This is a genomic window from Mucilaginibacter sp. CAU 1740 (genome assembly GCF_039839285.1).
Classification (GTDB): Bacteria; Bacteroidota; Bacteroidia; order Sphingobacteriales; family Sphingobacteriaceae; genus Mucilaginibacter.
Map to the genome: position 1 here is coordinate 35623 of NZ_JBDOQS010000019.1, position 12506 is coordinate 48128.

At 43.2% G+C, this 12506-nt stretch carries 11 protein-coding genes; 7 read left to right on the forward strand and 4 right to left on the reverse strand.

The genetic code is table 11. The features are described 5' to 3' along the window. Positions 1-53 precede the first annotated feature (53 nt). Entirely contained in the window at positions 54-935 is an 882-nt protein-coding gene (locus tag AAFN85_RS29830) for a DMT family transporter (protein ID WP_347531627.1), read from the reverse strand. Between the two features lie 473 nt (positions 936-1408). On the opposite strand from AAFN85_RS29830, the gene AAFN85_RS29835 reads away from it, so the two are divergent. Then, the gene (locus tag AAFN85_RS29835) at positions 1409-3280 is read left to right on the forward strand and encodes a M1 family metallopeptidase (protein ID WP_347531628.1); all 1872 of its coding nucleotides are present in this window, start codon (positions 1409-1411) and stop codon (positions 3278-3280) included. Between the two features lie 104 nt (positions 3281-3384). On the opposite strand, the gene AAFN85_RS29840 is transcribed toward AAFN85_RS29835, so the two are convergent. Genes AAFN85_RS29840 through AAFN85_RS29850 form a run of 3 tightly spaced genes read right to left on the reverse strand, consistent with a single transcriptional unit; the run spans position 3385 to position 5514 of the window. Further along, the gene (locus AAFN85_RS29840) at positions 3385-3777 is read right to left on the reverse strand and encodes a hypothetical protein (RefSeq protein ID WP_347531629.1); all 393 of its coding nucleotides are present in this window, start codon (positions 3775-3777) and stop codon (positions 3385-3387) included. 15 nt (positions 3778-3792) lie between these two features. After that, complete coding sequence (locus AAFN85_RS29845) at positions 3793-4410, reverse strand: hypothetical protein (RefSeq protein WP_347531630.1); 618 nt, start codon at positions 4408-4410, stop codon at positions 3793-3795. Between the two features lie 9 nt (positions 4411-4419). Further along, a complete protein-coding gene (locus tag AAFN85_RS29850; RefSeq protein WP_347531631.1) occupies positions 4420-5514 on the reverse strand; it encodes an acyltransferase in 1095 nt (364 codons plus the stop codon). A gap of 275 nt (positions 5515-5789) precedes the next feature. On the opposite strand from AAFN85_RS29850, the gene hemC reads away from it, so the two are divergent. The 6 genes from hemC to AAFN85_RS29880 all read left to right on the forward strand — a co-directional run bounded on the left by hemC (position 5790) and on the right by AAFN85_RS29880 (position 12375). Next, positions 5790-7364: a hydroxymethylbilane synthase gene (gene hemC, locus AAFN85_RS29855; RefSeq protein ID WP_347531632.1), complete on the forward strand. Its 1575-nt coding sequence runs from the start codon at positions 5790-5792 to the stop codon at positions 7362-7364. A 155-nt stretch (positions 7365-7519) separates the two neighbouring features. Continuing rightward, a complete protein-coding gene (hemB, locus tag AAFN85_RS29860) occupies positions 7520-8491 on the forward strand; it encodes a porphobilinogen synthase (RefSeq protein ID WP_347531633.1) in 972 nt (323 codons plus the stop codon). Between the two features lie 285 nt (positions 8492-8776). Beyond that, positions 8777-10144 (forward strand): glutamate-1-semialdehyde 2,1-aminomutase, encoded by a 1368-nt coding sequence (gene hemL, locus AAFN85_RS29865; protein ID WP_347531634.1) that lies wholly within the window; start codon positions 8777-8779, stop codon positions 10142-10144. Positions 10145-10244: 100 nt separating this feature from the next. After that, positions 10245-11120: a HAMP domain-containing sensor histidine kinase gene (locus AAFN85_RS29870; RefSeq protein WP_347531635.1), complete on the forward strand. Its 876-nt coding sequence runs from the start codon at positions 10245-10247 to the stop codon at positions 11118-11120. Positions 11121-11137: 17 nt separating this feature from the next. Then, positions 11138-11845 carry a response regulator transcription factor gene (locus AAFN85_RS29875; RefSeq protein ID WP_119411289.1) on the forward strand — a complete coding sequence of 236 codons (708 nt, stop codon included), beginning with the start codon at positions 11138-11140 and terminating at the stop codon, positions 11843-11845. Next, positions 11845-12375, forward strand: a complete 531-nt coding sequence (locus tag AAFN85_RS29880; RefSeq protein ID WP_347531636.1) for a hypothetical protein — start codon at positions 11845-11847, stop codon at positions 12373-12375. The genes AAFN85_RS29875 and AAFN85_RS29880 overlap by 1 nt, the downstream gene beginning before the upstream one ends. Positions 12376-12506: the final 131 nt, after the last annotated feature.

Below are 12506 nucleotides of genomic sequence, written 5' to 3' on the forward strand. Positions count from 1 at the left end.
TTTAAAGCAAAGCGGCTGTACGATGAGTACAGCCGCTTTGCTTTACCAACTGTTTAAGTTTTTAATGCCTTATAGTAATTCATTACTGATATAGCTACCAGCATGACCAATATTCCGGCTATCTGTACATTATTGATATGCTCCTTCAATATCAACCCGGCGCAGATAATAGCTACGGGCAATTCTATAGTCATTAAAATAGAGCTGATCCCCGCTCCTACTTTTGGGATAGCCGCAGAAAAAAGTGCGGTGGGTATAGCGGTGCCTGCTACAGCGAGGAAAACAGCTATGAATGCAAACTGGTAGCTGAAATGTACCGTAATAATTATAGTATGCGCGTTCACTATAAAAATAGCCATTGCCGAACCTGTCATGATCAGGGTACTTTTAGGCAACCAGTTTACATTTTTGCCCGCGCGACTATTGGCCACAATGTAAATTGAGTAGGTTAATGATGAGGCTAATGCAAACAAAAAGCCTTTCCACGAAAACGCCGTCGCGCCGGTGTGTAAAAGATCTCCGGCCATAACCGTGCCTGCTATAATGCAGAATACCGTTAAAACCTCTACCCCCGAAGGCTTTTTCTTGAATAACGCCCACTCTATCAACAGACAAAACCAGGTAAACTGCATCAGGATAACAATGGCCAGTGAGGCCGAGATAAAACTAACGGATTGATAGTACAGGTAATTAGTAAGCCCGATAACACCGCCTGTTATTAAAAGGGCGGCAACACTTTTAAACTTCGGCTTTTTCTTTTGCTTATTTATCAACCACGAGCATAAGCCCAACAATACAGCGGCAAGCAGGGCCTGAAAAAAAGCGAGTTCGGCGGCATTGTACCCCCACGAATAAGAAAGTTTAACGAACGAAGACATCGTTCCGTACATGGCCCCTCCAACAAGGACCATCAGTATATATTTGAAATTTTTCAAAATAAGGATTGTTACAGATAATAAAATGTTAAAAACCACTGATAAAAAACTGTGGCCAAACAACCCTAAAAATCTACATTAAAGCATGCGACAGAAACCCTTTTTGCAGCACAGCAAAACGGCCGAAGCGATACCGGTTATTTAGCCTTTAGGCTACCGGCGGGGGAGTATTTGAAGAAAAACGTTGGTACATTTTAGAATATTGATCTTAATTGCAAGATAGAAATATAATTTGATGTAAGGGCTAAAAAAGCAAAGCTGCCACACATTGGTGTGGCAGGCTTCTACAAAAAGAAAATCTTGTTTTTACCGGTTGATTTTCGCCTCTTGTTATTCCCATCATGTTTAATTTTAACCCAATATGCAAAATTGATATTCAACACGTTATTGATTGGAAAAGGACAAAACAACTTGCAACAGGTTTGCAGCGGCCATGTCTTTTAGCAAAAATCAACCTGATACTTATAGCCCCTATGCAGTTCAAAACAACTTCATTCCTCAGCACAATTTTATTACTTACACTTTTTACGGATCAACTCAAGGCACAGGCTCCATTGCCTGTCTCCACCAATATCCGCAAAGCATATAAAAACCATACCCGCGATTTAAGCGGCCGGCCCGGAAAAGCCTACTGGCAAAACAACGCCGATTATCAAATAGTGGTAAACTTTGCTCCCGAAACAAGGCTCATTACCGGCAAAGTTGGTATCGATTATCAAAACAATAGCCCGGATACACTTAAACAGGTTGTATTTAAACTCTACCCCAATATATACCAGCAGCAGGCTATGCGCAATGTGCAGATAGCTCCTGCCGACCTGACCACGGGCGTAAACATCACCAACCTTAAAGTTAATGGTGAGGTTAAAAAGCAATTTATCAGGGGTACCAATATGTACATTAAAGGCACTGAAATATTGCCAGGCGCTAAAGCGCATTTTGATGTTGATTATAATTATACGCTAAACAAAGGTTCGTTCACCCGTACCGGCGAGGTAGATAGCGGGGCTTATATGATAGCGTATTTTTTTCCGCGGGTAGCTGTTTATGATGACCTGGATGGCTGGAATGAATACCCTTACATTGGCAAAGAGGAATTTTATAACGACTACTGTAATTTCAAGGCAGAGGTTACCATTCCGGGCAATTACCAGTGCTGGGCTACCGGGAACCTGGTAAATACAGATGAAGTTTACAACCCTGAATTTGCCCGAAGGATTAGCGAGGCTACTCAGAACGATTCGGTTACCAATATCATTACCCAGGCAGATCTCGACAAAGGCAACATCACCAAAGCAAACGCGACCAACACCTGGAAATTTGAAGCCCGCAATGTTACCGATTTTGTATTCGCGGTAAGCAACCATTATGTTTGGCAGGCATCAAGTGTTAAGGTTGATCCCAAAACAGGCAGGCGCACCCGCGTTGATGCGGTTTACAATCCTAAACACAAAGCCTATCAACCTGTAATTAACTACGCACGCAAAACTGTGGAACTGATCAGTTACAAAATCCCCGGCATACCTTTTCCGTATCCGCATGAAACCATTTTTGAGGGATTGGATGCTACTGAATACCCCATGATGGTTAACAATCTCCCGTTTGAAGAAGCTGCGGTGGAGTTCACCGTTCATGAAGTTTTCCATTCGTTGTTCCCATTTTATGTGGGCAATAACGAAACCAAATACTCCTTTATGGACGAGGGCTGGGCTACATTTTCGGAATTAACCCTTGCGCCGATGGTTGATCCAAAACTGGCCGACACTTATGATATGAGCGATGTAAACAGCAGCGCCGGATCGGACCAGGATGTCCCCATCATGACCCTCACGCCACAGCTTTACGGCAAGGCCCGTTTTAGCAATAAAGATTTGAAACCCGCGCTCGGCTTCCATTATCTGCAGGAAATGTTGGGCGATAGCTTATTTTTAAAAGGTTTGAGGTATTACATCAGCCAATGGAACGGTAAGCACCCATCGCCATTTGATATGTTTAATTGCATCAACACCGGTACTGGTAAAAACCTAAACTGGTTTTGGCAAAACTGGTTCTTTGAAAAAAATGTTCCGGATCTGGCAATCAGCAAAGTGAGTTTTGCAAAGCAGCAATGCAATGTGGTAGTTGCCAATGTAGGTACCGAGGTGGTTCCGGTACACCTTTCAGTTTATTACAAAGATGGCAGCAAGCAAACTTTTGGCCGCAGTATAGCATGCTGGGAAAAGGGCAACAAAACAACAACCCTGTCATTTAAGGCCGATAAACCTATTGATAAAATTGTTTTGGGTAAACCTTATGATGTTGAAATTGACTTGAGTAATAATGTTTGGAAAAATACGGGTAAATAGAGTGTGAGTATCAAAGGGTTCTATCGCCGCAAATATTCGATATTTTTGGCTAAACACTGCACACCTGTGTCAAAAACACAAACCTGCTCTCAATATTGCTTTTACTACTTAACCGGTTTAAAACGCTTGATAAACCTTTTCACCTTTTCTGACAATGTTTGCTTAGGACTCATAGTATCGAAAAAATCAGCGCTGAATTGTACATCTTTCTCAACCATTAATAAATTATCCGCAAAAGCTAAAGCGTTAAAGGTTGGCGAATGTTTAGTCGCTTCCTCAAATTCCGTTTGTGCTTTTTCGGATGACATCATTAATTTACCTGTATCAATGCCAACAAGTTTCAAAAAGCCGATATAACCATAATCACCCATTTTAAAGCTATATCCAGGCCATTTAGCCGCGGTTTGTTCCCACAGTCCAAATTCGCTTTTATCAATTAAAATCTCTTTATTGTTAACATCTATAAATATACATTCAGGATTCGTATCGCTTTCCATCTGTAATTCAAAATTCTACTTTTTGCGCAAAACATCCACTACAGGCTCCCCGAACGCCAAAATGCCCTCTAACAACCAACCATCACTATGGCTTATATAAATTTGATCTGTCTCTTTCAGAAGTATAAGCGTACCAGCCCATTCATTAAATTCATCGTTAAGGATTTCTTCACTTGTACAAGCTGTAATACCTATTAATTCTTGCTTCGAAAGGTAATCGATATTCAATATGCGCTCTACATCGTACATCTGATTGTAAAGAAAATTAACCTCCCAGCCCTTCCATCTATCCCTAAGCTTCTTTAAATAAAAACCTGTAACTGATGTTACCGCATATTCAAAGCTCCAGAAATGTACTATTTTTTTATCGATATTAACAAGTACACAACCCTCTATCCAAACCTCATCAAGCATTACCTCAACTTGTCGACAAGACTTTGCAAATTCGATAAAACGCGCCTTGCCCAGGTATAAATCAGATGTGATACAATTTGCCCGCCAATGATTGTAGTAAATTGTACGGGTATTGTTCTCTGTAATTATATAATTGGCCCTTTGCCCCATTATGAATTTCGTATTTACTGTGTTAAAGCTACAATTTTCCAGCTGACCCCAATAAAAGAAAAATGGCAAATGCAGTGGTTAACCAGTCTGATCGGTTGCTACAATAGCCGGGCGTGTCTTCTTTTTCAGCAATCTTTTAAAAAATTCTGTAACCGGCACTTCACAAAACCTAAAAAAAAGCGCACCAGCAACATTAGCCGATAAAACGCTTAATGCTACAGATAACAAAGGCATTTTATAATTAAACTTGCTTAAAACAGTTGGGATAAGCGGCGCAACAGTGGGGTGGATAAGGTAAAGCGAGTATGACGCCGTACCTAAATAAACAGGCCATCGCCATAATTCTCTTTCGCCCCCATCTATTGATGCCCCACTGTAAATTATCACAAAGGCTGCCAGCCCCGTAGTAAATTCATTAACCGGATACTTTACCGGCAAAACATCAACCGGTACAAACATATAAAGCAGTCCCCCAATAATACAGGCAATAGCGATGCCCCCTGGTATTTTATAACCTTGTAATATCAACTTAGCGGCAATCATTCCATAAAGAAAATCGAGCACAATTGGATCCGCATAAAAAGCTACGGCAGGCCAGCCGGGTTGTTTATAGTACGAAAGAACAGCCAGTGGGATAAAGAATAAAGCCAGGAATGTAATTGGTCTCCATTTAAAAGCTAAAGCAATAGTGAACAATAAGTAAAAAAACATCTCCATATTCAATGTCCAGCCTACGCCGTAAAGCGGGCGGTACTCGCCATCTATATTTAAAGCGGGGATAAAGAAGTACGATTTTATGGCCAGCCAAAAATTAAGCTGCGAATGCAAAACCACGCCCGAAGTTTTAAGCAGTAAAAGTAATTTGATCGTGGTAATGATCCAGTAGATGGGCACTATTCTGATGACGCGTTTTACAGCAAACGTTTTCCATCCATTTTTTAGGTTGATGAGATTTTGCGATGAGATGATCATCACAAAACCGCTGATCACAAAAAACAGCTCTACACCATTAGCGCCCTGCCCATAAATGTATGATCCTTTCGCCAAACGCTCGCTGGTATAAAACGATGAATGGCAAATGATCACCATCAGTGCCGCGATGAAGCGGAATACCTGGATGGAATTAAACTGTAACGGCTTATTACTTACCAATTGTTGTACTTGTGATGCCATTACTTACAAGTACGGGAGCAAACTTAATCCCGTTGCCAGTCAATCTAATTATCGGATTTTTCAATCTAATTACCGTCGCCTTACAAACGCTAAACCATATTAAGCACTCATTGCAAATGAGCGCAATAGAAAAACCTTTCGCCTTTTATCTTTCCCCTTTAACCTCCTCCCCCCTTCCATGGTCATTTAGTTGCAATTAACAATAATTCATGCCATTGTTGTACCGTATCATCGGCATAAAAAATTAAATTTGCACCCGTAAAACATTCATTCTTTTGGACAGAAAACTGATTATAGGAACCCGTGGCAGTGAATTGGCTTTATGGCAGGCCAATTTTGTTAAAGACAGCCTTGCTGCCATCAACATTACCGCCGAGTTAAAGATCATTAAAACCCAGGGCGACCGTATCCTGAACCTTAGCTTTGATAAGCTGGAAGGCAAAGGTTTCTTTACCAAAGAATTAGAAGAAGAACTATTAGCCGGCACTATCGATCTTGCCGTTCACTCGCATAAAGATTTGCCGACCGAAAACCCTCCGGGACTCATTATCGCGGCAGTTTCAGAACGGGAAGATCCGTCTGAACTGTTGTTGATACTGAAAGATTGTGTTGATGTACACCAAAAACTGTCGCTTAAATATGGCGGCATGGTGGGTACCTCATCAAACCGTCGTAAAGCCCAGTTGCTGGCCCACCGTCCAGATCTGGAAATTACAGATCTGCGCGGCAACGTGCCTACCCGCATAGGTAAACTGCGCGATGAAAAATACGATGCCATTATGATAGCCAAAGCCGGCGTTGCCCGTTTAGGTATCGATCTGGCCGAGTTTCATGTGGAAGAGATCACCCCTGTTGAACTGGTGCCTGCTCCCGCGCAAGGCGCACTGGCCATCCAGATCCGCGAAACAGACCATGAGCTTTTTGAAGCCCTGCAAGCTTTACACCATGCCGATGTAGCCGAAGAGTTATCTGTAGAGCGCGGCGTTTTGAAATTATTTGGAGGCGGTTGCCATTTGCCTTTAGGCTGCTATTGCCGTAAAGAGGATGGCCAGTTCCAGGTATTTACTTCAAAGGCTGAAGAAGGCGACCAATTCCCGGACAGGTTGTTTTTAGAAGCGCCAACCACCGAAGGCCTTGCCGAAAAGGTAGTAGCCAAATTTGCTAAAGATCGCAAACGCCCAACAAGCGTATTCATTTCGCGCGAGTTGGGAGAGCAAAGCTATTTCCGCAAAGCGATTGAAAAACATGGTATTAAAATAGAAGCCCGTTCACTCATCCGCACTGTACCAGTGATGACCCGCTTCGACTCGTATATATTAAAAAATGTGGATTGGGTATTCTTCTCGAGCAAAAATGCCGTTGAATACTTTTTCCAGCTGAACCCACAATTCCCTAAAAAAGTAAAATTTGGCGTAATGGGCAGCGGCAGCGAAGAAATGCTGCGCCGCAAAGGCCACTTTACCGATTATGTGGGCGAAGGCACCGATACCGCCGAAGTAGCTGAAGAGTTTGCTAAACTGGCCAACGGAAAAATTGTGCTGTTCCCGGGTGCCGAAAACCCGATGAGGAGCATCCAGCAAGGCCTTTCGGCTGATACCAAGATCATCGACCTGCCGGTTTACGAAACCGTGCTGGAAGAAGATGTTGAAGCCAGTGGCGCCGATGTGATGGTGTTTACCAGTCCATCAAACGTAGAGGCCTATTTTGCCGATAACTTGCTCGATCCATACCAAAAGGTAGTGGCGATAGGTAAATCAACCGGCAAAAAATTTGACGAAATGGGTGTAAAATACACGCTCCCCTACTCGCCCGACGAAGTTGGACTGGCAGAGGCAGTGTTCGGATTATAGAACGTCATTGAGTCATTGGGTCATTAAGTCATTTTTTGGATGGCGGATAAGTATTGACCCGATGGCTAATGATAATATAAAACGTCATTGATAAATTAGTCTTGTTCTCCTTATAAAAGCAATGACATAATGACCCAATGACCTAATGACTAAATATGTTACAACGACCAAGAAGGAACCGCAAAAGTGAAGTGATACGCCAGATGGTGCAGGAAACGCATGTTAGCGCTGCTAACCTGATTTTCCCGCTGTTTATTATTGATGGCGTAAACCAGAAAAGTGAAGTGGCATCAATGCCGGGCATCTTCCGTTATTCTATCGATAATTTGCTGCGCGAGATTGAAAGCTGCATGAAACTGGGCTTAAACTCGTTCGATCTGTTCCCGAATATTGCCGAGGAGCTGAAAGATAAATTCGCTACCGAAAGCTACCGCGACGAAAGCTTGTACCTGCGCGCAATCCGCGAGGTAAAGAAAAACTTCCCCGAAGCCTGCGTAATTACCGACGTTGCGATGGATCCATACAGCAGCGATGGCCACGACGGCATTGTGGAGAACGGCGTGATCCTGAATGATGAAACTTTAGATATTTTGGGTAAGATGGCTTTGGCACATGCGCAAAGCGGTGCTGATATCATCGCCCCATCAGATATGATGGATGGCCGTGTGGGTTATATCCGCAATGTATTGGATGATAATGGCTTTACCAATGTGTCTATCATGTCGTACTCGGCCAAGTATGCCAGTGCGTTTTATGGTCCGTTTAGGGATGCTTTGAACTCGGCACCAAAATTTGGCGATAAAAAAACTTACCAGATGAACCCGGCCAACCAGCGTGAAGCCCTGATAGAGGCCGAACTGGACGAGGTTGAAGGCGCGGATTTCCTGATGGTGAAACCGGCTCTCTCTTACCTGGATGTGATCAAGCTAATAAAAGATAATACCGAATTACCGGTGGCAGCCTACAATGTAAGTGGTGAATATGCCATGATCAAAGCAGCGGTACAACGCGGCTGGCTCAACGAGCAGCGCGCCATTACCGAGGTGCTTACCAGCATCCGCCGTGCAGGTGCAACCGCTATTTTAACCTACCACGCTAAGGAGGTTTTGGAGAATAAGTGGTTGTAGGTTAGTGATTGGAGGTTGGAGATTAGAGATTAGGAAACGGCCGGTGATCAGAGGTTAGAGATAAGAGATTAGGGAAACCTAAATATAAAACAACCGTCATTGCGATGTATGAAGCGGTTGAAGACTTACGAAGTTTTAAAAACTTCGTAAGTCTGGATCTACACCACGTCATTGCGAGGAACGAAGCAATCGCACGCAGGCAGGTCCACCCTGTATAGTTCGCGATTGCTTCGTTTCTCGCAATGACGGGTTAATTAAAATCAGAGTTTAGAATTTCAACAATATATGTTCGATTCAATAAAAAAGATGTTTTCAGCAGAGGATGAACCGGTAAATACTACGGGCAAGCCCGATATCAGTCGTGAAAAATCGGCGGAGTTGTATGCCAAGGCGCAAACGTTTTTTCCGGGTGGGGTAAACTCTCCGGTAAGGGCCTTTAAATCGGTTTACGGTACGCCGCTGTTTATTCAAAAAGGCGATGGTGCCCATATCTGGGATGCAGATGGTAACGAGTTTATCGATTACTGCTGCTCATGGGGACCACTTATCCTTGGTCACAACAACGCCAAAGTGCGCGAAAAAGTGATCGAGGTAATGCAAAACGGCATGAGCTTCGGTGCGCCAACCGCGTTAGAAAATGAACTGGCCGAGCTCATCCTCAAAAACAATAAATTTATTGAAAAGATCCGCTTTGTAAGCTCGGGTACCGAGGCTGTTATGTCGGCCATCAGGTTAGCCAGGGGTTATACTAAGCGCGATAAGATCCTGAAATTTGAGGGATGTTATCACGGGCATGCTGATGCCTTGCTGGTAAAAGCAGGTTCGGGTTTGGTTACTTTTGGCGAAACATCATCGGCTGGTGTACCAAAATCGGTTGCCGACGAAACCATTGTGGTAGCCCTGAACGATAAAGAAGCTTTAGCCAAAGCTTTTGAAGATTTTAAAGATCAGATAGCAGCGGTAATTATCGAGCCGGTTCCGGCCAACAACGGCTTGTTGTTACAGGAAAAAGAATACCTGCAATACCTGCGGGAGATCTGTACCCAAAACGGCACCATGTTGATTTTTGATGAGGTGATCTCGGGTTTCCGTGTTGGCTTTGAAGGTGCTGCCGGTTATTACCAGATCAAACCTGATATCATTACTTACGGTAAAATTATCGGTGGTGGTATGCCTGTTGGAGCCTATGGCTCATCGGCGGTTATTATGAGTAATATTTCGCCGGAGGGTTCGGTTTACCAGGCAGGTACTTTATCGGGCAACCCGGTTGCTATGGGTGCCGGCATTGCCCAACTGAGCGAGCTTTTACGCATGGGCTTTTACCGCGATCTGAACAATAAAACTGAAGAGTTCGTAGAAGCAATTCAGCGTTTTGCTACTGCCCGCAACTATAAATTTAAGGTGTTTGGCATCGGTTCTATATTTTGGTTTGCTTTTACAGATAAAGAGTATATTCGTAAAGCAGAAGATATTGATGCATCAAGCATGGAAAAATTCAAAAAGTTCCACCGCGAGTTGCTGAATAGAGGTATTTATTTAGGTCCGTCGGGCTACGAGGTTGGTTTTATATCATCGGCCCACACCAAAACCGACCTGGAGAAAACAAAACGCGCTATATTTGATAGTTTAGATTTAGTATTCAATTCTAAATAGTTAGCAGTTTGCCGTAGGCTGTTTGCAGTTGAACGCTTCTGAATGCGCACTGTAAACGAAAAAAACTGCCAACTGCAAACCGATAACTGCAAACTGATATATGAAGAAGACATTCGTAATTTTCTACGCCCTCATCACCTACGCTGTCGCGGAGTTGATATGGTGGGGCTACATGCTGGTTACGCTGCAACCGCGCCGTACCGGCATGATCATGGGCGAGGGTGCCATGTTTGTGGCCGTATTTTTAATAGGCGCTATTAACCTGCACCGTTCTTTTAACAAGGAGCGCCGTTTACAGGAACAGAAAAAGAACTTCCTGATGTCGGTTACGCACGAGTTAAAATCGCCGTTGGCATCCATCAAAATTCTGCTGCAAACGATTCAGAAAAGGCAGCTTACCAGGGAGCAAATCCTTGATTTTATCGATAAATCACTAAACGATGTGGAGCGTTTGGACGATATGGTGGAGAACATGCTGCTGGCATCGAAGATCGAAAACCAATCATACAGTTTCCCTAAAGCCAGCTTTAACCTTTCGGTTTTGGTGGATAGCATTGTTAACCGCCTGCAAATTTCTAAATGCGATTGCAACCAGCAGATCATCGAGGCCGAGATTGAGCCTAAGGTGGAAATCATCGGCGATAAGTTCGCGCTTACATCGGTGGTTACCAACCTTATTGAAAATGCTGTAAAATATTCAAGTCCATGTTCATCTGTTGGTGTTAAACTTTTCTCGAAGGATGATAAAGTTTACCTACAGGTTGCCGACCATGGCATAGGTATTGCCGATGAGGAAAAAACCCGCATATTTGATCGTTTTTACCGCGTAGGCAGTGAAGAAACCCGTAACACTAAAGGCACCGGATTGGGCCTTTATATTGTTAAGGAGGTGCTGGATAAGCACCAGGCCAGCATCAGGGTTAAAGATAACCGCCCTGCTGGTAGTGTTTTTGAAGTTACATTTGGACTAACCTAAATTAAGAAATGAGTAATATGCCCAACAAAAAAAGAATTTTATTGGCCGAAGACGAAGAACATTTGTTAGAAGCCATTAAACTTAACCTTGAGCTTGAGGGCTACAAGGTTTCTCCGGCTAAAAACGGCAAAAAAGCCTTACAGCTTTTTAAAGAAGAACGTTTTAACCTGGTGATACTTGACGTAATGATGCCCGAAATTGACGGCTTTGTAGTTGCCGAAACCATCAGGCTTGAAAATACCGAAGTGCCTATCATGTTTTTGACGGCCAAAAACACCAACGAAGACAAGATCTCGGGCCTTAAAAAAGGTGCGGATGATTATTTAACCAAGCCGTTTAACCTGGAAGAGCTTATTTTAAGGGTGAATAACCTGGTAAAACGCAGCCTGAAAGGTGAAGACCTGAAAGAGTTTAACAGCTATAAAATTGGTGATAAAACCATCCACTTCAACTCGTTTGAGTTGGTTAATGAAGATGGCTCTATCACCGCACTTACCAAAAAAGAAACCATGCTGCTGAAATTGCTGATTGAGCGCCGTAATGACGCAGTATCGCGCGAGCAGATTTTGGAAACTGTTTGGAACTATGACGTTTACCCGTCAACCCGTACTATCGATAACTTTATCCTAACCTTCCGTAAGTATTTTGAACCAGATCCTAAAAACCCGGTTTATTTTCACTCTATCCGCGGTGTAGGCTATAAATTTACCGATACCCAGCATTAATGTTCAGTAACAGGGTACGCATATTCATAGCTTTTGTATTCCTGCTATCGTTAGGGCTGTTATCGTATTTCCGCATTTATGAACTGGCCGCAGTGGCTGCCATGATGATCATTTTGCTGATCTGGGATTATTTCAGGCAAGGCACATTGATAATAGCTGCAAAGCATTTCCACGTTAAGGATTATGATAAAACGGCAGCTTCGCTAAACCAGATCATGAAACCCGAATGGCTTAGCAAAAAGCGCCGCGGGTATTATGAGTTTATATACGGTGGTATATGCCTGCAAAAACAGGATTTTGAAGCGGCAGAGAGGCACTACGAAATAGCCGCACAATATCCGCTACGCTCGGTTAATGATCATGTAGCCGCCTTAGTAAGTGTAGCCAACATCAGCATAAGGCGAGGCAATTACGAAAAAGCCAAAGCCTACCTGCAACTGGCCGAGCAGCACAAGGAAACAATAACAGCCAAAATGAAGGAGGTGATAAACCGCCTTCACCAGGAGATTAAGAAAGATTCAAGACTGTAAGAAGTAAGAGTCAAGACAGAAGAAATAAGAATCAAGACGGCAAGAGTCAAGAGACAAGAAAATAAGAAAAGAGACGGGACTTTAAGAGCAGAGAGATAAAGATAATCAGTGTAAGAAAATTCTTTCTTGCA